Here is a 24,242-nt window from a genome sequence, read left to right on the forward strand (position 1 = left end):
GATTGAATCTCTCGCTTGAACGTAGCTCGAATTGGACGAGACCGTCAAGCGCGTGCTTGAATCAAGTGCATGAGGAAGGTCACAGTGCCGGTATCACACCAGAACCAGCGGGCCCAGAGCACTCCTGATCGGCTCATCAGCGCGGTCGAAGAGCTACTCGGCCAGCGCGGCGACCTCGACCCTTCGCTGCGCGAGATCACGGCCGCCGCCGGGGCCAACGTCGCCGCGGTCAACTACCACTTCGGTTCCAAGGACGCGCTCGTGACGGCCGTGATCGAACGCGCCCTCGCCGAACACGCCCGTCAGCAACTGATCGCACTACGAGCTGTCGACGCCAACCCGAACGGCGACGTGGAGGATGTTGTCCGGGCATGGATCAGCCCGTCCGTCCTCGCGGCCGACGGCGGCACCACCCTGATCCCCCGAATCGCCGCACGCGTGGTCAGCGGCAGTTCGCCCGAGCTGCGCGAACTCGCAACGAGCACCCATGCCGACACCTACACCCTCTTCTTTACGCTGCTTGCACATCGATTGCCGGCACTCTCGACCGAAGAACTGGTCTTTCGGATCACCCTGGCCGCCACCGCCGTGGCAGGCATGATCGTCGGTACGTTCGATCGCTCCGCCATCGCCGGCAACCCACCGGTCCCTCGGGGCGAGAACACGCTCGACCGATCAGTCGGCTTCATCGTTGCCGGACTCGGCGCCCCGCCCACTCCGCCTCCGCGCGGCTAGGCCGTGGTTTTAGGTAGCGGGTGAGTCCTGGGCGGAGAGTTCTTCGGCCAGTTCCATACAGCGCAGGCGGGCTGGGGAGAAGTCGTAGGGCATCTTGCCGGTGGCTTCGAACGCGCTCATGGCGTCAGCCTCCCGCCTGTCAGAGCGGAGGTCGGCCGCGTCCTCGCCGTCATCGGCGGTAGCGGGGTGCAAAGTTTCCCAGGTGTCGAAGATGGCATCGTCGTCCTTCCCCAGGCCGGACGCCTCAATGACGGCCTGCAGGGCCCTTTCGAAGGCGTGCCGCTCGACGGCCACTTGAACCACCCGTGGATCATCGACGGCGACGTTGTCATCGAGTGCCTCCTCGGCGTCATCGATGCGGTCGGAATCCTCCCGCAGCGCGGGATGCGTGGCCAGGACGACGAAGCGGGTGGCCTGGACGGCCGCGCCGAGCGGGCCGAAGATCCGCTCAGTGACCAGCAGACTGTCCAGGTCCGCCCGGCGCAGGGAGCCCTCGGGCAGGCTCTTGAGGCGTACGGTGACGAAGTTGGAGAGCAGGCCCATCCGGCTGCCCTCGGTGCGCATCCGCTGCACGGCGGTCCGCTGCCGCCGCGATTCCGCCTCCTGCTCGGCGAGGGTTTCCTCCAACCGCTCCAGGATGCCCGCGATACCGTCTCCGCTGTCCGCACCGGCGGAAGCCGTGCCGGTGGTAAAGGCGTCACGGATGTCGTCCAGGGCGATCCCGGCGTCGGCCATTTTGCGAATCCACAGCAGGCGGATCATGTCCTCGTACCCGTAGCGGCGGCGGTCATCGGCGCCCCGCTCAGGCTCGGGGAGCAGGCCGATCTCGTGGTAATGGCGAATCGCCCGTGGCGTGCTGCCGGCGAAGGCCGCCGCGTCACCGATCTTGACCTGGCGGGGTGGCATGAAAGACGGATGCATGACCAAGGACCTTTCCTCAAGGGATCGGGGCGTAAGTCCACTGGAGCACATGCCGCTACGGAAGGTGCAACCCCATGTTCGTCGAACCGGGTTGCCACGGCCCGGTGCTGCTTGAGACGGCTGATCCCGCATTCGACCGCGTGCCGGGCCTTGTAGTCCTCGCGGTCGAAGAAGGGCGGACGGCCACCGCCACGTCCGCGGCGCCTGCGGTTGCGGACCTGATCGACCGGCGCAGCAACACCTCTGCGTCAGACGGCGGCGGGCAGGTCATAACGGACGTCGGTCAACTCCTCGGAGAGCGCCCACAGTCGCGCGGCCGTGGCCGGGTCTTCGGCGGACGCGACCGGACGGACCGTCGTCGGATATCCCTTGTACTCACCCTGACCGTCGGGACCGATGAACTGGCCGCCTTCGGCGAGCGGATCGGTGGCCGCGTACAACTGCGGTAGCGCCCCCATCTCGGCGTCCTGGGCGAGTAGCCGGTTGCCCAGCCTGAGCAGCAGCAGCTTCATCAGGCCCGTCGGCCCGCTGCTCTGCAGGTTGGTGACGGCGTAACCGGGGTGGGCCAGCAGGCTGCGTACGGGACTGGCGGCTGCCCGCAGGCGCCGGTCGAGCTCCAGCCCGAACAGGACGTTGGCGAACTTGGACTGGCAGTAGAACGCGGTCGGCGAGTACCTGCGGGCGCCGGTCAGGTCGTCGAAGTGGATGTGACCACGGCGGTGCATGCCCGAGCTGACGGTGACCACCCGCGGGTCGTTTCCACGCTGGAGGATGTCCAGCAGCAGGCCGGTGAGTGCGAAGTGGCCGAGGTGGTTGCCGGCGAACTGGATCTCGTGGCCCTGCGGGCTGAGCGTGCGCGGCGGCATCATCACCCCGGCGTTGTTGACCAGGACGTCGACCGTTATGCCGTCGGCGTGGATCCGGTCGGCGAACGCCCGCACCGAGTCGAGATCGGCGAGGTCGAGGTGACGCAGTTCCAGGCTGGCGTCCGGCTGCGCGGCGGTGAGATCGGCGATGGCCTGCCGGCCCTTGGTCTCGTTGCGCACCGCCATGATGACGTGGGCCCCGCGTCGGGCAAGCTGTCTGGACGTGGCCAGACCGAGACCACTGTTGGCCCCGGTGACGATGAAGGTCCGCCCGGTCTGATCGGGAATACGACCAACAGTCCATTTACTCTCATCCATGCGCTCCAGCATGACGTTCTCGGCGACAGGTGTCCACCGGCCGGTGAGCGCGCCCGCTGGCGCCAACCCTCGACGGAGCCGGAGCTACCGCGACACCACGCTCAGGTCGCCCGTGCTCGGTGTGGGCGGGTTCAGAGTGTCTTGACGTAACGGCGAACCGGCACCGCGATCGTGCCGCCCGACACCTCGGCCGCATAGTCGAGCGGGCCGTCGTCGACCCACCCGCACCGCTCGTAGAACCGCCGGGCCCGTGTGTTGCCGTCGACCACGGCCAGCCAGGCCCGACCCGCACCGGAGCCGGCAACAAGTCGCTCGGCCTCGGCAAGCAGCAACGTGGCCACACCTGACCCGCGGTGGCCCGCCGACACGAACACCTGCTCGACCTCGTCGCCGAGCACCATTACAAAACCGGCAAGCTGGCCGGCCACCTCGGCCACCACCGTGTCCGCGACGCGCCCGGCTGCCCGTACGCGGAACGACTCCGCCGTACGGACGGCGACGAGCGCCTCAGGCACGTGTCCGAGGTGGCCGTCGCGCCACCCGTCCCACCACACCCTCGCGACCACCTCGGCATCGGCGGGCGTGGCGGACCGGAGGCTGACGGCTGACACCGGTCGATCCTACAAGCGCCCTCGACGCCGCAGCGGTGCCGCTCCGCCCGCGGCTAACGGGAGAACGAGCGGGCGATCACCATCCGCTGGATCTGGTTGGTGCCCTCGACGATCTGCAGCACCTTCGCCTCCCGGAAGTAGCGCTCGACCGGGTGGTCGGCGACGTAGCCGGCGCCGCCGAGCACCTGCACCGCGTCGGTGGTCACCCGCATCGCGGTGTCGGTGGCGAAGAGCTTGGCCTTGGCCGCCTCGATCCGGTACGGCCGCCCCGCGTCACGCAGCCGGGCCGCCGCCAGTGTCAACGCCCGCGCCGCGGCGACCTGGGTGGCCATGTCGGCGAGCATGAATCCGAGCCCCTGGAAGTCGATGATGGAGCGGCCGAACTGCTGCCGCTCGCGGGCGTACGCGACGGCGTAGTCCAGGGCGCCCTGAGCCAGCCCGACCGCGCAGGCGGCGATGCCGAGGCGCCCCGAGTCGAGCGCGGCCATGGCGATCCGGAAACCGTCGCCCTCCTCCCCGATCAGCCGGTCGGCCGGCACCCGGGCGTCGTCGAAGACGATCTGGGCGACCGGGGAGGACCGCAGTCCCATCGTCCGTTCCGCGCGCTGCGGTTCGATCCCGGTGGTGCGGGCGGGTGCCAGCAGGCAGGAGATGCCGCCGGCGCCCGGCCCGCCGGTCCGGCAGAAGACGTTGTAGAAGTCGGCGGTCGCGGCGTGGGTGATCCATGCCTTGGTGCCGGTGACCCGGTAGCACTCGCCGTCGCGGACCGCCCGGGTGGTCAGCGAGGCGGCGTCCGAACCGCCCTGCGGCTCGGAGAGGCAGTACGCACCGAGCAGTTCCCCGCCGAGCAGGTCCGGCAGGAGTTTGCGCTGCTGTTCGGTGCCGTACGCGGCGGTCGGGTAGCAGGAGAGGGTGTGCACGCTGACCGCCTCGGCGACCGCGAGCCAGCGGCTGGCGAGGATCTCCAGCGCCTGCAGGTAGACCTCGTACGGCTGCTCGGACCCGCCGTACTCCTGCGGGTAGGGCAGGCCGAGCAGGCCACTGCGCCCGAGGGTGCGCAACACCTCGCGGGGGAACTCGCCGCGGGCCTCGAAGTCGGCGGCGCGGGGGGCGAGTTCGCGGTCGGCCATCTCGGTGACGAGCTCGAGCAGCTCGTACGCCTCTTCGGTCGGGAGGATGCGGTCGACCGTCATAGCTGCACCAGCTCCGTCGGGATGGTGTTGAGTCGTTCGACGCCGTCCACGGTGCAGACGACGATGTCCTCGATCCGGGCGCCGTGCCGCCCGGCCCGGTAGATGCCCGGTTCGATGGAGAAGGCCATGCCCGGTTCCAGTGCCCGGCCGTTGCCGGTGACCAGGTAGGGGTCCTCGTGCCCGTCCAGACCGATGCCGTGGCCGGTACGGTGCAGGAACTCCGGGCCGTACCCGGCCTCGGTGATCAGGTCGCGGGCGGCGGCGTCGACCGCCTCGGCCGGTACGCCGGGACGGACGGCGGCGACGGCGGCACGCTGGGCGGCGTACAGGACCCGGTAGTAGTCGGCGAAGTCGGCCGGCGCGTGCCCGACGACGTAGGTGCGGGTCGCGTCGGAGCAGTAGCCGGTGGGCATCGTGCCGCCGATGTCGACCACCACCGGGTCACCGGGGGCGATCCGGCGCTCCGAGGTGGCGTGGTGCGGGCTGGCGCCGTTCTCCCCGGCGGCGACGATGACGAAGTCCACGGTCGCGTGACCGGCCGCCCGGATCGCGCCGGCGATGTCGGCGCCGACCTCGGCCTCGGTCCGCCCCGGCCGCAGCCACTCCCCCATCCGGGCGTGTACCGAGTCGATCGCCGCGCCGGCCTCGCGCAGCGCGGCCACCTCGGCCGGCGACTTGCGCAACCGCAGCTCGCGCAGCACCTCGCCGGCCAGGCGCTGGGTGGCGCCGGGCAGCGCGTCCCGCAGGGCCAGGACCTGCTCGGCCCACATCCGGTTACCCAGGCCCACGTTGCCGACGGGCCCGCCGAGCGCGGCCACGACCAGCGGGTACGGGTCGGTGCCGTCGGTGTGGTCGACGATCCGTACGCCGGTGCCGGGTGCCGGGGACGCCTCCGCCGCCGGCCGCTCCAGGGCCGGTACGACCAGCGTCGGTTCGCCCTGGGCGGGCAGCACCAGGCAGGTGAGCCGCTCCTGCGCGTGCGCGTGGTAGCCGGTGAGGTACCGCAGGTCGGAGCCGGGGGTGATCAGCAGCGCGTCCAGGCCGGCCCGGGCGGTGGCCCGTTGGGCGGCGGCCAGCCGCTGCGGTGGGTAGAGGTCGTCTATGCGCACACCGCTAGCTTAACGGTCGTTCGGGTGAGAGGGGTCACCCTAGGGTCACATCCGGTGGAGGGCTCCGGACACCGCCGCCGAGCGGTCGGCGTGCGCGAGGACGTCGGTGCTGTCGACGAACTGGTCCACCGCGCCGACCGGCGGACGGGCACGCAACCCGGGATCGGTCAGCGCCGCCCGCAGGCTGTCGGCGAACCGCCCGGCGTCCAGCACGAGGAACGGCCGGCTGTGGAACGGCCGTACGGTCGGGTCCATCGCCTCGGCCAGCCCCGTCTCGTTGCTCCAGAGCGCCGCCGCCGTCAGGGCACGGGCCAGCCCCGCCTCCCGTGCCGCCGCGCCGGTGATCCCGGCCGGGACGCCGAGGCCGAGTGCCGTACCCAGGTCCGCGGCGATCGGTGCCGCGCCGGGCAACCGGGCGAACTGGCTGCCGAGCCACTTGCCGTACGGCGGGTAGCGACGCCGCAGGAGCAGGCAGAGCCGCATCAGGTCGCGGGCGATCCGTCCGGTCACCACCAGCGAACCCAGTTCGTCGCCCACCTCCGCGCAGCGGCCGACGAAGTGCTCCTCCTGCGCGATCCGGGTCCACTGGGCCGCCAGCACGTACCGCCAGACGTCGTCGGGGTACCAGTCCAGGGCCGTACGGACCCGGGCGAGGGCACCGTCGAGGTCGTCGTGGAACACCGCTCCACCGGTGACCTCGGCCAGGCGCTGGGTCGGCACGGCCAACCAGTCCGCGACGGTGACCCCGGAGCGGGGGTCGAAGCCGAGCGCGGCCGACAGCCAGTCGGACAGCCCCAGCACCCGGACACCGTGCCGGTCACCGTCGGCCGCGAGCACCCCGAGCCCGCCGAGTCCGGGGTCGGGGTGGCCGGCGAACCGGGTCGGATAACCGAGGAAGGAGGCGGGCAGGTGCGCGTCCACAGTCGCGATGATCTCCGCCGTCCGGTGGGTGTCGTCGGGTCCGACGAAGACCTGTAGGCGCGGCCCCCAGTCGTGGTCGACCGAACGTGCGGTGTCCAGCCCGAGCAGCTCCGAACCGGTGTCCAGGCGCCCCGCCGCGTACGGCAGGCCGGGGAGGTGGCGCCGCATGATCGGGCCGACGACCTCGTCGTGGAAACGCCGGCACAGCACCAGTCCGGGCACGAAGTCCATGACCACAGCCTGCCGCATAGGCTCGCCGTCATGACAATGGAATACGTACGGCTCGGTGGCACCGGCCTGCGGGTGTCGCGGGTCTGTCTGGGGATGATGAGCTACGGTTCGCCGACCTGGCGGGACTGGGTGCTCGACGAGAACAACGCCGAACCGCTGGTCCGCCGCGCGGTCGAACTCGGCGTCACCTTCTTCGACACCGCCGACGTCTACTCCCTCGGCGCCAGCGAGGAGGTCACCGGCAAGCTGCTGCGTACGCTCTTCGACCGCCGCGACGACTACGTGCTGGCGACCAAGGTCTACAACCAGATGGGTGACGGGCCCAACGACCGGGGCCTGTCCCGCAAGCACATCCTCGCCTCGATCGACGACTCGCTGCGCCGGCTCGGCACCGACCACGTCGACCTCTACCAGACCCACCGGTGGGACTACGACACCCCGATCGAGGAGACCATGTCGGCGTTGCACGACGTGGTCCGGGCCGGCAAGGCCCGTTACCTCGGCGCCTCGAGCATGTACGCCTGGCAGTTCGCCAAGGCCCAGCACGTCGCCCGGGTCAACGGCTGGACCCCGTTCAGCTCGATGCAGCCGCACTACAACCTGGTCTACCGGGAGGAGGAGCGGGAGATGCTGCCGCTCTGCCTCGACCAGGGGATCGGGGTCATCCCGTGGAGCCCGCTGGCCCGAGGGGTGCTCGCCGGCACCCGTAGCCGGGGCGGCGAACGGCGTACCACCCGGGCCCATTCGGACACCTTCGCCGACTCGCTCTACGACGAGTCGGACTTCGCCGTGGTCGAAGCGGTCGGCCGGGTCGCCGACCGGCGCGGTCTGCCACCGGCGCAGGTGGCCCTCGCCTGGCTGCTGCACCAGCCGGCGGTCACCGCCCCGATCGTCGGCGCGACCAAGCCCGGCCACATCGAGGACGCGGTCGCGGCGGTCGGGGTCGGGCTCGACGACGACGAGCGGGCGGCGCTGGAGGCGCCGTACCGGCCACACCCGGTCCGGGGACATTCCTGAGCGTACGGCCCCTCGTGGCCCGTGCCGGGGCGTCGGCTCCGGCGCGGGCCGCGACTGTGCCAGGCTGTCGGGTGTGACCGACCGACGCCCCCTGCTCCTCGTCGACGCTCCCAGCCTCTACTTCCGGGCCTACTTCGGCATCCCGGAGTCCGCCGCGCGGGCTCCGGACGGCAGCCCGGTCAACGCCGTCCGGGGCTTCCTGGACATGATCGCCTCGCTGATCCGCAGCCGCCGGCCGGACCGGCTGGTCTGCGCGCTGGACTACGACTGGCGACCGGCTTTCCGGGTGGCGCTGCTGCCGTCGTACAAGGCGCACCGGGTCGCACCGGCCGGCGGCGAAGTGGTGCCGGACACCCTGGCTCCGCAGGTGCCGCTGCTGCTCGAGGTGCTGGCGGCGATCGGGATCCCGGCGATCGGCGCGGACGGGTACGAGGCGGACGACGTGCTCGGCACCCTGTCCGCCACCCAGCCCGGCCCGGTCGAGGTGGCCTCCGGTGACCGGGACCTGTTCCAGCTCATTGACGACGACCGAGGCGTACGGCTGCTCTACTGCGGGCGGGGCGTGGCCAAGCTGGAGGACTGCGACGACGCGGCGGTGCGCGCCAAGTACGGCGTCCCGGCCGCCGGGTACGCGGACTTCGCGGCGCTGCGCGGTGACCCGAGTGACGGCCTGCCCGGGGTCGCCGGGGTGGGCGAGAAGACCGCCGCCCGCCTGATCGACCGGTACGGCAGCCTGGACGGCATCCTCGCCGCGCTCGACGAGCCCGGATCCGGTTTCGCGCCCGGGCTGCGTACGAAGCTCGTCGCCGCCCACGACTACCTCGCGGTCGCCCCGCAGGTCGTGCGCGTGGCACTGGACGTGCCGCTGCCCGCCCTCGACACCCGGCTGCGGACGGACCCGGCGGACCCGGAGCGGTTGTTCGCGCTGGCCGAGAAGTGGAACCTGGCCGGGTCCTGCCGCCGCCTGGTCGACGCCATGGCGGCGGATCGCTGAGCCCGGACCGGGATCAGGGCCGCTCGGCCATCCGGGCGTTCAGGTACGCCACCGCGGCCCGGTCCTCCTCGTTGGGGGCGGCGAGCACCGCGTAGACCAGTGCGACCACGCCGAAGATGACGGTGAGCACGATCGGCAGCAGCAGGGTCGACACGGTCGCACCGGGCAGGGCGGCGGTGGCGTTGTCGTGCAGGTGCACCGACATCGCGGACATGCCGGTGTAGTGCATGCCGCTGACCGCGATGCCCATCACCAGCGCGGAGCCGACGATGGCCAGCGGGCTGCGTACGGTCACGGCGAGCCAGAGCGCCACGGTCGCGGCGACCACGGCGATGACCACCGAGGCGATGACCGGGCCGGTGGCGTAGTCGACCTGTCCGTTGAGGTGCATCGCGGTCATGCCGACGTAGTGCATCGCCGCCACGCCCAGGCCGGTGAGCAGACCACCGGCGAGGATCTTCGGGACGGTCCCCCGGCCCATGCCGACGATGAACAGTCCGATCCCGACGGTCACGATGGCGAGCGCCGCGCTGGCCACGGTGATGCCGATGTCGTAGCGGATCCGGGTGCCGACCACGGCGAAGCCGAGCATCGCCATGAAGTGCATGGTCCAGATCGCCGTTCCACCGATCGCCCAGGCGGCCAGGATCAGCCACCAGGCGCGTTGCCGTGCGTTCGGCGCCTGGCGCACCCGTACGGTGCAGGTCAGGCCGAGGGCGGAACCGAGCACCGCCAGCAGGTAGCTCGCCGAGGGGGTCAACCACCCGTACTCAAAGTGATGAATCTCGGCCATGATCGCCCCTAAGCCACGTTGTTTCCAGCTCGTTAAGGTCCCCCTGAGGCAGGATGATCAACGAGGTGGCCAGGCGCAACTTCAAGATCGCACAGATCGGGCAGAGATCGAGAATATGCCGAGCCGTGCAGGCAGGACCGGCCAAAGGTCGCCGAGCGTGACCGGGAAGCTGATCGCCGATTCAGGCCGTCGCGTGATACGCGAGAACTCCTCGGTTTATCGCCACCATCGCCTGCCGGGCCGTGGCCCGCAGGTCGGTGCTCGCGCCGTTGGCGTTGGAGAGCTGGCCGAGCAGGTCGACCACCTGCCGGGTCCACCGGACGAAGTCGCCGGCCGGCATGTCCCCGTCGAGATTGTGCCCGCTGCCCAGCACCTTGGTCAGCGCCTCACCCCGGGCCCACCGGTAGATCGGCCAGACGAACCCCAGATCCGGCTCCCGCGTCGACTCCAGCCCCTGGGCGGCCTCGTCGGCCTCCAACTCGGCCCAGATCTGCAGGGTCGCCTCCACCGCGTCGGAGACGCCGCCACGGGGCACCGAGGCCCGCTCCTCGGCGTCCCGCCGTGCCTCGAACACCACCACCGAGACCGCGGCCGCCAACTCGGCCGGGGCCAGCCCGTCCCAGAGCCCCCGGCGCAGGCACTCGGCGACCAGCAGGTCCGCCTCGGTCCAGATCCGACCCAGCATTCGGCCGGCGTCGGTCACCTCACCCCCGGGGGTGAGATATCCGCGCGAGGCCAGCAGCCCGCAGATCCGGTCGAACGTACGCGCCAGCGAACCGGTACGGCCCGACACCCGCTCCCGCAGCTCGTCGGTGTCCCGCTCCAGCCGGCGGCGCCGTTCCGCCCAGCGGGCGTGCTCCTCCCGGTCGGCGCAGGCGTGGCACGGGTGCCGGCGCAGCTCGGCGCGCAACTGGGTGAGCCGGTCGTCCTCGCCGCTGCCTCGGCCCCGGCTGCCCCGCCGGGAGTGCCGGTCCAGGCCCAGCCCGTTGAGTGCCGCCCCCAGGTCCCGGCGGGCGGCCTGCGAGCGGTGGTTGAAGTTCTTCGGCACCCTGATCCGGGCCAGCACCTCGGCCGGGGTGGTGAAGTCGGCCGGTGTGATCCGCCCGGCCCAACGGTCCTGGGTGAGCACCAGGGGTCGGGGCTCGCCGAACCCCGGTGCGCCCGGTTCGAGCACCACCGCGAGCCCGGCCCGGCGCCCGGACGGAACCCGGATCACGTCACCGACCCGCAACCGCTCCAGGGCGGTGATCGCGGCGTTGCGCCGCTGGGTCTGGCCCTGCCGGTTGAGCGCCCGTTCCCGCTCCCCGATCATCGACCGGAGCGCGAAGTACTCGTCGAAGTTCCCGTGGTGGCACTCCGCCTCCGCGCCGTACGCCTCGATCGTCTCGACGTTGCGCTGCACCTGCCGGGCCAGGCCGACCACCGACCGGTCCGCCTGGAACTGCGCGAACGAGGACTCCAGCAGCACCCGGGCGGATTCCGCGCCCACGGAGCCGACCAGGTTGACCGCCATGTTGTACGACGGACGGAAGCTCGACCGCAGCGGGTAGGTCCGGGTGGACGCCAACCCGGCCACGTGCCGGGGATCCACCTCCGGCGACCAGACCACGACGGCGTGCCCCTCGACGTCGATGCCCCGCCGCCCGGCCCGCCCGGTGAGCTGGGTGTACTCCCCCGGCGTCAGGTCCACGTGGGCCTCGCCGTTGAACTTCACCAGCCGCTCCAGGACCACGCACCGGGCCGGCATGTTGATGCCCAGCGCCAGGGTCTCGGTGGCGAAGACCGCCTTGACCAGGCCACGGACGAACAACTCCTCGACCACCTCCTTGAAGGCGGGGAGCATGCCGGCATGGTGGCTGGCCAGACCGCGCTCCAGCCCGTCGAGCCACTCCCAGTAGCCGAGCACCGCGAGATCCTCGGCGGCGAGGGTGGTGATCCGCGACTCCACCACCCGGCGGATCTCGGTCCGCTCCTCCGGCGTGGTCAGGCGCAGTCCGGCGGCCAGACACTGCTGCACGGCCGCGTCGCAACCGGCCCGGCTGAAGATGAACAGGATCGCCGGGAGCAGGTCCTCGCGTTCCAGCCGCTCGACGATCTCGTGCCGCAGCGGGCCGCGCCACCGTGGCCCCCGGCCACCGCTGCGCCCCCACCCCGGCCCGTGCGTACGCCCGTCGCCGAGTTCCAGCCGGCGCAGCATCTCGCGGGTGTACCGCAGCAGTTCCGGGTGTACGTCGTGCTTGCGGGCGGCGTCGGCGTCGTGGAACAGGTCGAAGTTGCGTCGACCGACCAGCATGTGCTGCCAGAGCGGTACGGGTCGGTGCTCGCTGACCACCACCTCGGTCTCGCCCCGTACGGTGACCAGCCAGTCCGCGAACTCCTCGGCGTTGGAGACGGTGGCCGACAGCGACACCAGGGTCACCGACTCCGGGAGGTGGATGATCACCTCTTCCCACACCCCGCCCCGGAACCGGTCGGCGAGGTAGTGGACCTCGTCCATCACCACGTACGCCAGCCCGGCCAGGGTGGCGGAGCCGGCGTAGAGCATGTTGCGCAGGACCTCGGTGGTCATCACCACCACCGGGGCGTCGCCGTTGATCGCGTTGTCGCCGGTGAGCAGGCCGACCTGGTCGGCGCCGTACCGGTCGACCAGGTCGTGGTACTTCTGGTTCGACAGCGCCTTGATCGGGGTGGTGTAGAAGCACTTGCGCACCGGCGCCGGCTCGACCGCCACCGGCGCCCCGTCGACCGCCGGCCGACCCCGCAGCGCCAGATGTACGGCGAACTCACCGACGACCGTCTTGCCCGCACCGGTCGGGGCGCAGACCAGCACCCCGCTGCCGCGCTCCAGCGCCTGACACGCCTCACGCTGGAAGTCGTCGAGGTCGAACCCCAGATCGAGGGCGAACTCGTCCAACGCGGGAAACATGGTGACCTGCGCGGCCCGGCGGCGCGCCGCTGCGTACCGCTCGGCGGGGCTCGACATAGGGTCAAGATTAATGCGTGCCGGCACCACCCATGCGGTGAGGCCGTCGAGCAGACGGGTCCGACCCGGTCGGTAGGGTGCACGACGTGCCGGACCATGCCGAACCGCCCAACCCCCGTACGCCGAGCGGAGCCGCCAACACGCTCCCGGCACCGCCACGTCGGCCGGTCGACGCGGTGCTGTTCGACTTCCACGGCACACTCGCGCAGGTGGAGGACCCGGTGAGCTGGGTCGTCGCCGGCGCGGCCGAGTGCGGAACAGCGCTGGACCGGGGCCGGGCGACGGTGCTCGCCGACCGGTTGATCACCGCCGGTCGGGCCGGTGGGCCCCTGCCGAACCGGGTGCCGCCGCAACTGGCCGAGGTGTGGGCCAACCGTGATCTCTACGAGTACGCCCACCGGGCCGCGTACACGGGGCTCGCCGGGACCGTGAACACCGGTGTCGAGGGCCTGGCCGAGGCGCTCTACGAGCGGCTGCTGCGGCCGGAGGGGTGGGTGCCGTACACCGACACCGCCGCCACGCTCCAGGCCCTGCGGACGGCCAAGGTGCCGGTGGCGGTGGTCAGCAACATCGGCTTCGACATCCGTCCGTTCTTCACCGCCTGGGGGTTCGCCGACCTGATCGACGCCTACGTGCTGTCGTACGAGGTGGGCCGCTGCAAGCCCGACCCGGACATCTTCCTGCGCGCCTGCGGTGCCTTGCGGGTCGACCCGGAGCGTGCGCTGATGGTCGGCGACAGCCCGGCGGACGCGGGAGCGGTCCGCGCCGGATGCGCCGCGCTGCTGCTGCCAGCGGCGGAGGCCGGCCGACCGAACGGTCTGGGCGCGGTCCTCGACCTGGCGATCCACGACGACAGGGGCTGAGCAGCCGGGCCGGCGGAACGTGGCGACCAGGACCTCTGCTGTGCGCCGTAGCGTTACACCGCCGGTGCGGGCCGCTCAGCGCAGCAGGCGGACCGCGCCGGGCACCGCGTCCACCGTCACCGGCAGCGGGCCGATCCGCTCCCCGTCGGCGTAGCAGACGATGCCCTCGGCGGCGGAGATCTCGACCGTCCGGGCCCGGTAGGCGTGCACCAGCGGATGATCGACGTGCGTGCCCCGGTAGACCTGCGGCTTGATCCTCATCAGGGTGCCCCGACCGACCGCCCCGGCGACCACCACGTCGAGCAGCCCGTCGGTCGGGTCGGCGGCCGGGCAGATCCGCATGCCACCGCCGTAACTCGCGCAGTTGCCGACCGCCACCAGCACGGCCTCGATCTCGTGTGCCACCCCGTCCAGGCGCACGGTGTAGGCCCTCGGCCGGAGCCGGGCCAGTTCGACCAGGATGGCCAGGTCGTAGCGGAGTGGCCCGCGCGGCCAGCGCATCCGGTTGGCCCGCTCGTTCACGATCGCGTCGAATCCGGCGCCGAGCACCGCGCCGTACCAGCGGGGCGGTGCGTCCGGGCCGGTCATCCGGGCCAGGTCGACCGGGCGGGCCCGGCCGGCGCGCAGCGCGTCGGTGATCACGTCGGTGGCGGCGATCGGGTCGGCCGGGAAGCCGGTCTCCAGGGCGAAGTCGTTACCGGTTCCGACCGGCACCGGCCCGAATCCGACCGGTGTGCCGGCCACCGCCTGCAGGGCCAGGTGCACCGTGCCGTCGCCCCCCACCGCCACGAGCGCGGCGACGCCGTCGGCCACCGCCGCGTGGCAACCGGCCTGGGCCTGTGCGGCCGTACGGGCCTCGAGTACGCGTACCGGCCGCCCGGCCGCCCCCAGCCGTTCCAGTACGGCGGGCAGGAGGTCGGCGTACCGGCCCCGGCCGGCGGTGGGATTGGCGAGCACGGCCACCGGCCCGTCCCCGACCGGGACGGCGGCGGAACCGATCGGGTCACGATGCTCGGGTGCGGTCACGGCGAGCACGGTACCGCCCGGCGCCGAGGATGCCGATACCTCGTTCGCCGGGCGGTGATCGACCGTCGGGTCGTCCGTCCTGTGACCGGTCAGGTCATGTCGTCGTAGCGGCTGTCGATCGGCTTCGGCGGCGCCACCGGTGCCACCGTCTCGACCCGTGCCCCGGCCTCGACCGGCTCCGGCTCGTGCGTCAACGGGGAGACCTCGTCGTCGTCGAGCCCGGCGTAGACCTCCTTGCCCCGTCCACGCCGCTTGTCGTTGATGAACGCGACCCCGACCGCGGCGAAGTAGAGCGCGGAGAGGCAGATCGCCAACGCGGTCATGCCGAACGGGTCCGGGGTCGGGGTGACCACCGCGGAGAAGGCGAAGAACAGGAAGATGACGACCCGCCACCAGCTCAGCAACCGCCTGGCGCTGGCGATGCCCACGAAGTTGAGCATGAGGATCACCAGCGGGAACTCGAACGCCACCCCGAACATCAGGATCATGCTGGTGACGAACGAGATGTAGCGGGTGACCTCCAGTTGGGTGTCGAGGCCGGTGACCCCGGACTCGAGCAGGAACTGGAGTCCCTTGTGCACCACGAAGTAGGCCAGGAACGCGCCACCGGCGAACAGCGGCGCGGCCAGACCGGTGAAGGCGTACGCGTAGCGGCGCTCGTGCCGGTGCAGACCGGGCGCGATGAACGCCCAGAGCTGGTAGAGCCAGACCGGCGCGGCGACGACCAGACCCACCCACAGGGCGATCTTGAGGCGGAGCAGGAAGCCGTCGGCCGGACCGAGCTGGGTCATCTGACAACTGCCGTCGGGCTTCGTCATCCCCGGCAGGTCGCAGTAGGGCGCCTTGAGTAGTTCGAAGACCGCGTCGGCCAACCACATACCGACGGCGAACCCGATCACGATCGCCAGCGACGCCCGGAACAGCCTCGTGCGCAGGTCGCGGACGTGCTCGATCAGGGTCATCGAGCCGTCGGCGGCCCGCTCGAACTGACTCGGTCCGCGCTTACGAAGTGCGAAGGCCACGATGCTCGGGCCTCCGGGTCAGTTGTCGCGGACGCGCTGCACCGGGTCGGTGACCGGCGGCGCGGGCGGCTGGTAACCCGGTTGGTGCACGCTGCTCGGCTGGATCACCGGATCCGGCGTGTACGGCTGCCGGCTGTGCTGCGCGTCGGCCTTCTCCGCGAGGTCCTTGTCATCGTCGGTGAGGCTCTTCGTCTCGGCCTTGATGATGCGCAGCGAACGGCCCAGCGAGCGGGCCGCGTCCGGGAGCCGCTTCGCGCCGAAGAGCAGGATCAGCACGACCACAAGTACGGCGATATGCCACGGCTTGAGGGCACCCATGGGAAGCTCCAGTCGGTCTTCGTGGAATTGCGAGTGTCGGGGCCTATCGTACGTGTGTTACCGGCCCGTGCCACCCGACGGGATGATGCCAGTTGCATCCGGTCGGTGAAGTCTTGACCAACGCGAGCGCCCCGTCAACCCGTGCAACGGGCTCTTCCTGCCCGAACGCCCCGGTCGGGGACCGCAGCGGGGCACGAGGGCGATCACTCCCCGTGTTTGGCCTTGATCAAAATGAGACGTTGCTGGGTGACCTCGGCCTGCCGTTGCAGGACCACCAGGCGCTCCTGGAGCGTCTCGGCGCGTACGGCGAGCGCCTCCACCTGCCCCTGCCGGCGCAGCAGGGCGAGCGCCGCCCGCTCCAGGCCGGGCAGCCGCGCCAGCACCGGCCGGGCGGCCAGCACGAGCACGAGCAGAGCGAACAGCACCACCGCGAGGACGATCCAGGTCACCACGTCGGTCAGCCTAGTGCCCGGCGACAGCCGGCGCCGGCACGGCGTACGCGTCGAGCGCGGCGGCGGCCGAGTCGCGTACCTGTTCGACCAGGTCGACCGGGGACACCACGGTCACCTCCGGACCGAGGCCGAGGACGAAGCGACGGGCCCACTCCAGGTCGGTCACCCGCAACGAGACCAGCCACTGCTCACCGTCGCCCGGTTCGACCTGCTCGCACGGGTAGTACTCGGTGATCCACCGGCCACCGCGGCCCACCCGCAGGGTGACCAGGGGCAGATCGGGCGAGGGCTGGAAGACCCCGGCGCTGAAGTCGTGCAACCGGGTGGCCTGCGGCGGCACCACGGCGGGTTCGTCGAGCTCGGTCTGCGCGTCGATCCGGTCGGCCCGGAACAGCCGTACCGCCTCGGCCCGCCGGCACCACGCCTCGAGGTAGGCCCGGCCGCCGACCATCAGCACCCGGATCGGGTCGATGGTCCGCTCGGTGGTCTCGTCGCGGGCGGCGGTGTAGTAGGTGATCCGCAGCGCCCGGCCCCGCCGGACCGCACCGTGCAGTGCCTCGGCCTGATCGCCGTCACCGGCCATCCGGACCTCCACCGGCGCGTCGGCGAGGTCCCCGGCGGCATCCTCGATCTTCGCCAGGGCGCGCTCGATCGCGTCCCGGTTCGCGATCCCCGGCGTCTCGACCAGCATCCGCAGCGCCACCACCAGCGCCAGTGCCTCGTCGGGGGTGAGGCGCAACGGACGGTCGATGCCGGCGTCGTAGGTGATGGTGACCCGGTCACCGTCGAAGGCCATGTCGATCAGGTCACCGGGACCGTAACCCGGCAGGCCGCAGACCCAGAGCAGTTCCAGGTCCTCGCGCAGTTGCCGCTCGCTGACGCCGAGGTCACCGGCCGCCTCGGCCAGCTCGATCCCCGGCCGCGCCAGCAGGTACGGCACCAGGTTGAGCAGCCGGGCGAGCCGGTCGGCCGAGGCCCGCGATCCACTCATTGCGTCACTCCGTCGCGTGCTCATGCGGTGCTCCCGCCCACCATCACGTCGTGCTGGGCGGCGATCTCCTTGAGGCGCTGGATGACCGCGTCCCGGACCTCCGGCGGGTCGAGCACCCGGATGTCCGGCCCGTAGCCCACCAGGGTGCCGGCGAGGGCCTCGGGATCCGCGTACGGCAGGACCAGCCGGTCCCCGTCCGGACCGGAGATGATCTCGCCCGCCCAGCGGCGCAGACCGGCGGCCCGACCGGGACGGGCCAGTACGGTCGCCCGGCCGGTCCGCTCGACCGGGCCGAACCAGCGGGCCACGTGGCTGATCAGGTCGACGCCCTCGGGCGGGGCGTAGCCGCCCGGCCGACCCACCATCCGGACCGTCCCGACGACCCGGGAGAGCCGGAAGCACCGGGTCGCCGCCCGGTCGAGGTCGTGCCCGACGACGTACCAGCGGCCCCGCCAGCACACCACGCCCCACGGTTGCAGCCGCCGGCTGGTCGGCACGTCGTCGTCGGGCACCCGGTAGTCGAAGGTGACCGCCCGACGATCCCGGGCGGCGGCGGTCAGCGGTGCGAAGGCCGGGTCGACGGTGACCACCGGTTCCATGCCCAGGGTCGCCTGCGGGTCGACGTCGATGCCGGCCGCCCGGAGCTTGGCCAGGCCGGACGAGGCGGCGGCGGCCAGGCCGGCGTGCTGCCAGAGCCGGGCGGCGATCCCCACGGCGGCGGCCTCGTCCGGTTCGAGCGGGATCTCGGGCAGGGCGTACTCGCGGTGCGCGATCCGGTAGCCGGGCTCAGTGTCGAACACACTGGCCGTGCCGGTCTCCAGCGGTACGCCGAGTTCGCGCAGCTCCGCCTTGTCGCGTTCGAACTTGCGTTGGAACGCCTCATGATCGCGCGGATCGTCCGGATCGTGCTCGTAACCGGGCACGGTCGCGGCGATCTGCGCGGCGGTCAGGAACCGCCGCGTGGACAGCAGACATATCACCAGGTTGACCAGGCGTTCGGTGCGGCTCCGCGACACGCCTGAGACGCTAGCAGTGTTGGCCCGCCGCGTACGCACCCACACGGGGGTGGGCAGCAATCCGATCCATCGGTTATGTCGTCCACGGGGACCATAGGCTGCCCTCATGGCGAGATCGCCGGAGGGTGCGCAGAGTGTCGGCACGGTGATCATCGCCGGCGTGGCGAACCTGACGATTGCCGCGGCGAAGGTGCTGGCGGGCCTGCTCAGCGGCTCGGCGGCGGTGCTGTCGGAGGCCGCCCACTCGTTCGCGGACACCACCACCGAGGTCCTGCTCTTCGTCGCGCTGCGCCGCGGTGCCCGGCCCGCCGACGACGAACGGCCGTTCGGACACGGGCGGGAGAGCTACGCCTGGGCGTTCCTGGCCGCGGTCTTCACCTTCGTCGGCGGGGGCATCTTCTCCATCACCCAGGGCGTGCACGCCATCCAGATCGACCAGCGCCAGGACGACAACCTCATCTCGTACGTGGTGCTGGCCATCTCGGCCGTCGCCGAGGGGATCTCGTGGCGACGGGCGAGCCGGCAGATCAAGGGCCGGGCGCGGAGGTTCTCGGTCAGCCCCTGGCTGGTGGTGCGGCGTACCCCGGACACCACGGTGAAGGCGGTCTTCTTCGAGGACAGCGCGGCGCTGATCGGGCTGGTGCTGGCGGCGGCCGGCGTCGGGCTCTCCCAGATCACCGACAACGGGTTCTGGGACGGTCTGGCCTCGATCATGATCGGCCTGCTGCTCCTGGTGGTGGCCGTGACGCTGGCCCGCAGCAATCTCTCCCTGCTGCTCGGCCGGGCGGCCGGACCCTCCACCCGACAGGAGATCTACGACGAACTGGTCGGGGTGCCGACGGTCGTACGGATCCACACCCTGCTGACCCTGCAACTGGGCCCGGACGAGATCCTCGTCGCCGCGAAGGTCGACTTCGCCGACGACGCCACCGGTGCCGCGATCGAGGCCGCCGCGGACGAGGCCGAGCGGCGGTTGATCGCCCGCAACCCCGCCGTACGGTTCGTCTTCCTCGACCCGACCGGCTCCAAGTCGCCGGACCTCCCGGACACCCGGCCGGACTGACCCGACGCCCCCGCCGCCCCGGCGGCCACCGGCCCGGCTACCGTGCCGGACATGGTGCGATGGCGGTCCGGCACGGTGACGGCGGTACGGCGGCAGTGGCGCGGCGCGATCGAGCTGGATGTGGCGCTGCCCGACGGCTCGGCCGTCCGGGCGCTGGCCTATCCCGCCCTGGTCGGCACCCCGGAACCCGGCGACCGGGTGCTGCTCAACGTCGGCGCGTTGCTGATGGGGCTGGGCACCGGCGGGTACGCCCTCGTGGTCGCACTCCCCGACCGGCTGCCGGCCGACCCCCCGGACGCGCTGGACAACCGCGACGGCGGACACCTGGTGAAGGCGCGGTACACCCCGCTGCAACCGATCCTGCTCGGCGCCGACGAGGAGGCCTCACCGCACCGGGCCGCCCTGGTCGACGCCGACGACCTCGATGGCCTGCCGGTGGTCACCGCCGACCTGCACTCGGCGCTGCCGGCAATCGTGGCCGGCATCCGGGCCGACGGGCCACGGGTGCGGATCGCCTACCTGATGACCGACGGCGGGGCGCTACCGGCGTGGTTCTCCCGCACCCTGGCCGCCCTCGACGGTGAACTCGCCGGCACGGTGACGGTCGGGCAGGCGTTCGGCGGTGACCTGGAGGCCACCAACCTGCACGGTGGGCTGCTCGCCGCCCGACACGTGTTCCACGCGGACATCGCGATCGTGGCCCAGGGGCCGGGCAACCTGGGCACCGGAACCCGCTGGGGTTTCTCCGGAGTCGCGGTCGGTGAGGCCGTCAACGCGGTCACCGCGCTGGGCGGTCGGCCGGTCGGCTCGCTGCGCATCTCCGGCGCCGACGCCCGGGACCGTCACCGTGGCCTATCCCACCACAGCCTCACCGCGTACGGAAGGGTGGCTCTCACGCCGGCGGACCTGGTGGTGCCGAACGGCCTGGAGCCGGCGCTGGCCGCCGAGGTGGAGGAGTCACTGACACTGCTGACGGGTCGGCACCGGGTGATCCGGGTCGACACCGACGGGCTGGACGCCGCGCTACGGGCGGCCCCGGTCACGCTGTCGACCATGGGCCGGGGACTGGACGCCGACCACGCCTACTTCCTCGCCGCGGCAGCGGCCGGCCGGCACGCGGTCACCCTCCTGGGGTGATCCGGACCGGCCGACCTAGCTGAACACCACGACCGAGATCCAACCGGCGACGAGCAGCACCAGTGCCGTCACCAGCACCCAGGTCGGCACGGTGTACTCGCCCCGCCGGTTGCGCGCGATCTCTTCGACGATCTTCTCGCGGCGCCGGTTGACCCACCCCTGGCGCACCTGATCGGTGTTGCGCTCGGGCGGCTCTTCGGCGGAATGGTCAGGAGGTGTCATAACGCCCCCGAGACTACCCGGAACCGGCGTCGCCGCGTACGCCGGCCCGGCACCGCTCACATGCTCGCGATCAGCCGCTCCACCCGCTCGTCGTACGCCCGGAACGGGTCCTTGCACAGCACGGTGCGCTGCGCCTGGTCGTTGAGCTTCAGGTGCACCCAGTCGACGGTGAAGTCCCGGCGCTTCTCCTGCGCGTGCCGGATGAACTCGCCGCGCAGCCGCGCCCGGGTGGTCTGCGGAGGCGTCTCCTTGGCCTCGAAGATCTCCGGGTCGGTGGCGATCCGGTCCACCTGACCGCGCCGCTCCAGCAGCCCGTAGAGGCCGCGTCCCCGGCGGACGTCGTGGTAGGCCAGGTCCATCTGGGCGATCCGGGGGTGGGACAGCGGCAGGTCGTGCTTGGCCTGGTAGCGCTCGATCAGCTTCAGCTTGCTGACCCAGTCGATCTCCCGGGAGACCGGTTCGAGGTCACCGCTCTCCACCGCGTTCAGCACCCGGCCCCAGAGTTCCACCACCCGCTTCGCGGTCTGGTCACCGCCGCGACGCTCGACGAACTCGGTCGCCTTGGCCAGGTACTCCTGCTGGATCTCCAGCGCGCTGACCTCCTTGTTGGAGGCCAACCTGACCTTGCGCCGGCCGGTGATGTCGTGGGACACCTCCCGGATCGCCCGGATCGGGTTCTCCAGCGACAGGTCCCGCATCACCACCCCGGCCTCGATCATCCGCAGCACGATGTCCGCGGTGCCGACCTTGAGCAGGGTGGTGACCTCGTTCATGTTGGAGTCGCCGACGATGACGTGCAGCCGGCGGTAGCGTTCGGCGTCGGCGTGCGGCTCGTCGCGGGTGTTGATGATCGGTCGGCTCCGGGTGGTCGCCGACGACACGCCCTCCCAGATGTGCTCGGCCCGCTGGGAGAGGCAGTACACCGCACCGCGCGGGGTCTGCAGCACCTTGCCCGCGCCACAGATCAACTGTCGGGTCACCAGGAACGGGATCAGGACGTCGGCCAGGCGGCCGAACTCCCCGTGCCGGGAGACCAGGTAGTTCTCGTGGCAGCCGTACGAGTTGCCGGCCGAGTCGGTGTTGTTCTTGAACAGGTAGATCTCACCGGCGATGCCCTCGTCGTGCAGCCGTTTCTCGGCGTCGACGAGCAAACCCTCGAGGATCCGCTCACCGGCCCGGTCGTGCGCGACCAGGTCGGTGACCGAGTCGCACTCCGGTGTCGCGTACTCCGGATGGGACCCGACGTCGAGATAGAGCCGGGCTCCGTTGCGCAGGAAGACATTGCTGGATCGTCCCCAGGACACCACCCGACGGAAGAGGTAGCGCGCGACCTCGTCCGGGGAGAGTCGCCGCTGACCGCGGTAGGTGCAGGTGACGCCGTACTCGGTCTCAAGACCGAAGATTCGCCGCTCCATGAACAGACACTAGCCGCCCGGAGCCGCCGAATGGTCGCCCTCGGGTCGCACATTCCGCGCGTCGGCGCCGAAACTCCCCGCGGAACGGCCGATGCGGGTACGTCAGCGGAGCAGATTGAGCAGGTATTCGCCGTACCCGCTCTTGAGCAGTGGCAGGGCCAGGGTGCGGAGCTGATCGTCGTCGATCAGGCCGGCCCGCCAGGCGACCTCCTCCACGCAACCGATCTTCAGCCCCTGACGCTCCTCGATCACCCGGACGAACTCGGCCGCCTGCATCATCGAGGTGAAGGTGCCGGTGTCGAGCCAGGCGGTACCCCGGTCGAGCACCGTCACGTTCAGCTCACCGAGTTCGCGGTACGCCTCGTTGACCGCGGTGATCTCCAGCTCGCCCCGGTCGCTCGGACGCAGGTCGCGGGCGATCTTGACCACCCGGTTGTCGTAGAAGTACAGGCCGGGCACCGCGTAACGGGACTTCGGCGTGGTCGGCTTCTCCTCGATCGAGAGCACCTGCCCACGCTCGTCGAAGTCGACCACGCCGTACTCCTCGGGGTTGGCCACCTGGTAGGCGAAGACCCGCCCGCCGACCAGATGGTCCTGCCCGGCGAGCTGGGTACCGAGGCCGACGCCGTGGAAGATGTTGTCGCCCAGGACCAGCGCCACCGAGTCGTCGCCGATGAAGTCGGCCCCGAGGACGAACGCCTGCGCGATGCCCTCCGGTCGCGGTTGGGCGCAGTACTCCAGACGCAGGCCGAACTGACTCCCGTCACCCAGCAGACGACGGAACTGGTCCTGGTCGTCGGGGGTGGTGATGACCAGGATCTCCCGGATGCCGGACATCACCAGCGTGGAGAGCGGGTAGTAGATCATCGGCTTGTCGAAGACCGGCATCAGCTGCTTCGATACCGCCTTGGTCAGCGGCCAGAGTCGGGAGCCGGTGCCACCGGCGAGCAGGATTCCACGCACCTGGGGAGAGTACCGACTCTCGGTGATGTCGGCGCGCCCCACGTGCCGGCTGGTTCCGCCCACTCGTCGCGTAGACTCACCAACCCGTACGGATCCCCCGTCGACGGGCCGGATCCCAGGGGCTCGGCCGGCGAAGCGAGGCGGGGAATGACCGAACGGATCGACAACTGGCTGGTCACCGGTGCCGGCGGCATGCTCGGCCGGGACCTGGTGGCGGTACTCGGCGCCGACCCCGCCCGCAGGTTCACCGCCGCCACCAGGGCGGAACTCGACCTCACCGACCCGGCGGCGCTGCTGGCCGCGGTGACCGGGCACGACGTCGTGATCAACGCCGCCGCCTGGACCAACGTCGACGGGGCCGAGACGCACGAGGACGAGGCCACCGCCGTCAACGGGACGGGCGTCGAGAACCTGGCCCGGGCATGCGCGCAGGCCAGTGCGCGCCTGGTGCACGTCTCCACCGACTACGTCTTCCCCGGCAACGCCGACCGGCCCTACCCGGAGGACGCCCCCACCGCGCCGATCAACGCGTACGGGCGCAGCAAGCTCGTCGGTGAGCAGGCCGTGACCCGGCTACTGCCGGAGACCGGTTACGTGGTCCGTACCGCCTGGCTCTACGGGACCCACGGCCGGAACTTCGTCAACACCATGTTGCGGCTCGCCGCCGAACGCGAACACCTCACCGTGGTCGACGACCAGCTCGGCCAGCCCACCTGGTCCCACGCGCTGGCGTCCCGGCTGGTCGAGTTGGGTGACGCCGCACGCTCCGGTGCGGCCCCGGCCGGGATCTACCACGGCACCGCGTCCGGACAGACCACCTGGTTCGGCCTGGCCCGCGCGGTGTTCGAGCTGAGCGGCCTCGATCCGTCCCGGGTCCGGCCCACCACCAGCGAGAACTATCCCCTGCCGGCGCCCCGCCCGGCGTACAGCGTGCTGGGCCACGATCGGTGGCGGTCGGCGGGACTCGCACCCATGCCAGACTGGCACGAGATGCTCGGCGGCGCGCTCGCCGGCCGGGGCCTCGTCCCGGCCACCTGATCGATCCCCCACAGCCTGGTCCAA

At 71.5% G+C, this 24,242-nt stretch carries 24 protein-coding genes; 7 read left to right on the forward strand and 17 right to left on the reverse strand.

The annotated features are described in order from the left end of the window. The first annotated feature begins 69 nt into the window (after window positions 1–69). Window positions 70–735, forward strand: a complete 666-nt coding sequence (locus OIE47_RS33550; protein ID WP_326558552.1) for a TetR/AcrR family transcriptional regulator — start codon at window positions 70–72, stop codon at window positions 733–735. Between the two features lie 9 nt (window positions 736–744). Here OIE47_RS33550 and OIE47_RS33555 read toward each other — a convergent pair whose 3' ends face one another. The 6 genes from OIE47_RS33555 to OIE47_RS33580 all read right to left on the reverse strand — a co-directional run bounded on the left by OIE47_RS33555 (window position 745) and on the right by OIE47_RS33580 (window position 6,905). Beyond that, complete coding sequence (locus OIE47_RS33555) at window positions 745–1,656, reverse strand: MerR family transcriptional regulator (protein WP_326558553.1); 912 nt, start codon at window positions 1,654–1,656, stop codon at window positions 745–747. Between the two features lie 248 nt (window positions 1,657–1,904). Next, a complete protein-coding gene (locus tag OIE47_RS33560; protein WP_326558554.1) occupies window positions 1,905–2,840 on the reverse strand; it encodes an oxidoreductase in 936 nt (311 codons plus the stop codon). Window positions 2,841–2,971: 131 nt separating this feature from the next. Beyond that, entirely contained in the window at window positions 2,972–3,451 is a 480-nt protein-coding gene (locus OIE47_RS33565; RefSeq protein WP_326558555.1) for a GNAT family N-acetyltransferase, read from the reverse strand. 53 nt (window positions 3,452–3,504) lie between these two features. After that, window positions 3,505–4,644, reverse strand: coding sequence for an acyl-CoA dehydrogenase family protein (locus OIE47_RS33570; protein ID WP_326558556.1), 1,140 nt, complete (start codon window positions 4,642–4,644; stop codon window positions 3,505–3,507). Beyond that, entirely contained in the window at window positions 4,641–5,753 is a 1,113-nt protein-coding gene (locus tag OIE47_RS33575) for a M24 family metallopeptidase (RefSeq protein WP_326558557.1), read from the reverse strand. The genes OIE47_RS33570 and OIE47_RS33575 overlap by 4 nt, the downstream gene beginning before the upstream one ends. 45 nt (window positions 5,754–5,798) lie before the next feature. Then, window positions 5,799–6,905 (reverse strand): DUF4037 domain-containing protein, encoded by a 1,107-nt coding sequence (locus OIE47_RS33580; RefSeq protein WP_326558558.1) that lies wholly within the window; start codon window positions 6,903–6,905, stop codon window positions 5,799–5,801. 36 nt (window positions 6,906–6,941) lie between these two features. Here OIE47_RS33580 and OIE47_RS33585 point away from each other — a divergent pair, with 36 nt between their 5' ends. Together OIE47_RS33585 and OIE47_RS33590 are read left to right on the forward strand one after the other, a co-directional pair. Further along, complete coding sequence (locus OIE47_RS33585) at window positions 6,942–7,922, forward strand: aldo/keto reductase (RefSeq protein WP_326563311.1); 981 nt, start codon at window positions 6,942–6,944, stop codon at window positions 7,920–7,922. 73 nt (window positions 7,923–7,995) lie between these two features. Further along, window positions 7,996–8,916 carry a 5'-3' exonuclease gene (locus OIE47_RS33590; protein WP_326558559.1) on the forward strand — a complete coding sequence of 307 codons (921 nt, stop codon included), beginning with the start codon at window positions 7,996–7,998 and terminating at the stop codon, window positions 8,914–8,916. Window positions 8,917–8,929: 13 nt separating this feature from the next. On the opposite strand, the gene OIE47_RS33595 is transcribed toward OIE47_RS33590, so the two are convergent. After that, a complete protein-coding gene (locus tag OIE47_RS33595) occupies window positions 8,930–9,709 on the reverse strand; it encodes an MHYT domain-containing protein (protein ID WP_326558560.1) in 780 nt (259 codons plus the stop codon). Window positions 9,710–9,890: 181 nt separating this feature from the next. Beyond that, window positions 9,891–12,692 carry a DEAD/DEAH box helicase gene (locus tag OIE47_RS33600; protein ID WP_326558561.1) on the reverse strand — a complete coding sequence of 934 codons (2,802 nt, stop codon included), beginning with the start codon at window positions 12,690–12,692 and terminating at the stop codon, window positions 9,891–9,893. 86 nt (window positions 12,693–12,778) lie between these two features. Between OIE47_RS33600 and OIE47_RS33605 the strand changes: the two genes are divergently transcribed. Next, complete coding sequence (locus OIE47_RS33605) at window positions 12,779–13,555, forward strand: HAD family hydrolase (RefSeq protein WP_326558562.1); 777 nt, start codon at window positions 12,779–12,781, stop codon at window positions 13,553–13,555. A 75-nt stretch (window positions 13,556–13,630) separates the two neighbouring features. Here OIE47_RS33605 and OIE47_RS33610 read toward each other — a convergent pair whose 3' ends face one another. The 6 genes from OIE47_RS33610 to OIE47_RS33635 form a co-directional block, all read right to left on the reverse strand. Next, complete coding sequence (locus OIE47_RS33610; protein WP_326563312.1) at window positions 13,631–14,554, reverse strand: YegS/Rv2252/BmrU family lipid kinase; 924 nt, start codon at window positions 14,552–14,554, stop codon at window positions 13,631–13,633. A 116-nt stretch (window positions 14,555–14,670) separates the two neighbouring features. Then, complete coding sequence (gene tatC / locus OIE47_RS33615; RefSeq protein WP_326558563.1) at window positions 14,671–15,603, reverse strand: twin-arginine translocase subunit TatC; 933 nt, start codon at window positions 15,601–15,603, stop codon at window positions 14,671–14,673. An 18-nt stretch (window positions 15,604–15,621) separates the two neighbouring features. Further along, window positions 15,622–15,921 (reverse strand): Sec-independent protein translocase subunit TatA, encoded by a 300-nt coding sequence (tatA, locus tag OIE47_RS33620; RefSeq protein ID WP_326558564.1) that lies wholly within the window; start codon window positions 15,919–15,921, stop codon window positions 15,622–15,624. 203 nt (window positions 15,922–16,124) lie between these two features. Then, the gene (locus OIE47_RS33625; RefSeq protein WP_326558565.1) at window positions 16,125–16,373 is read right to left on the reverse strand and encodes a hypothetical protein; all 249 of its coding nucleotides are present in this window, start codon (window positions 16,371–16,373) and stop codon (window positions 16,125–16,127) included. A 10-nt stretch (window positions 16,374–16,383) separates the two neighbouring features. Beyond that, window positions 16,384–17,364: a helix-turn-helix transcriptional regulator gene (locus OIE47_RS33630; RefSeq protein WP_326558566.1), complete on the reverse strand. Its 981-nt coding sequence runs from the start codon at window positions 17,362–17,364 to the stop codon at window positions 16,384–16,386. Window positions 17,365–17,384: 20 nt separating this feature from the next. Next, on the reverse strand, window positions 17,385–18,380 hold the full coding sequence (locus tag OIE47_RS33635; RefSeq protein ID WP_326558567.1) for a helix-turn-helix transcriptional regulator: 996 nt from the start codon (window positions 18,378–18,380) through the stop codon (window positions 17,385–17,387). Window positions 18,381–18,486: 106 nt separating this feature from the next. Here OIE47_RS33635 and OIE47_RS33640 point away from each other — a divergent pair, with 106 nt between their 5' ends. Both OIE47_RS33640 and OIE47_RS33645 read left to right on the forward strand, forming a co-directional pair. Beyond that, on the forward strand, window positions 18,487–19,443 hold the full coding sequence (locus tag OIE47_RS33640; RefSeq protein ID WP_326558568.1) for a cation diffusion facilitator family transporter: 957 nt from the start codon (window positions 18,487–18,489) through the stop codon (window positions 19,441–19,443). A gap of 51 nt (window positions 19,444–19,494) precedes the next feature. Next, window positions 19,495–20,580: a DUF3866 family protein gene (locus OIE47_RS33645; RefSeq protein WP_326558569.1), complete on the forward strand. Its 1,086-nt coding sequence runs from the start codon at window positions 19,495–19,497 to the stop codon at window positions 20,578–20,580. 15 nt (window positions 20,581–20,595) lie between these two features. On the opposite strand, the gene OIE47_RS33650 is transcribed toward OIE47_RS33645, so the two are convergent. The 3 genes from OIE47_RS33650 to rfbA form a co-directional block, all read right to left on the reverse strand. Beyond that, entirely contained in the window at window positions 20,596–20,802 is a 207-nt protein-coding gene (locus tag OIE47_RS33650; RefSeq protein ID WP_326558570.1) for a hypothetical protein, read from the reverse strand. 56 nt (window positions 20,803–20,858) lie between these two features. Beyond that, a complete protein-coding gene (pafA, locus tag OIE47_RS33655; protein ID WP_326558571.1) occupies window positions 20,859–22,217 on the reverse strand; it encodes a Pup--protein ligase in 1,359 nt (452 codons plus the stop codon). Window positions 22,218–22,319: 102 nt separating this feature from the next. Continuing rightward, window positions 22,320–23,180, reverse strand: a complete 861-nt coding sequence (gene rfbA / locus OIE47_RS33660) for a glucose-1-phosphate thymidylyltransferase RfbA (RefSeq protein WP_326558572.1) — start codon at window positions 23,178–23,180, stop codon at window positions 22,320–22,322. A 147-nt stretch (window positions 23,181–23,327) separates the two neighbouring features. Between rfbA and rfbD the strand changes: the two genes are divergently transcribed. Then, window positions 23,328–24,218 carry a dTDP-4-dehydrorhamnose reductase gene (gene rfbD / locus OIE47_RS33665; RefSeq protein WP_326558573.1) on the forward strand — a complete coding sequence of 297 codons (891 nt, stop codon included), beginning with the start codon at window positions 23,328–23,330 and terminating at the stop codon, window positions 24,216–24,218. Window positions 24,219–24,242: the final 24 nt, after the last annotated feature.

Origin of the sequence: Micromonospora sp. NBC_01796 (assembly GCF_035917455.1) — a bacterium.
In the GTDB taxonomy this organism is placed as follows: Bacteria; Actinomycetota; Actinomycetes; order Mycobacteriales; family Micromonosporaceae; genus Micromonospora_G.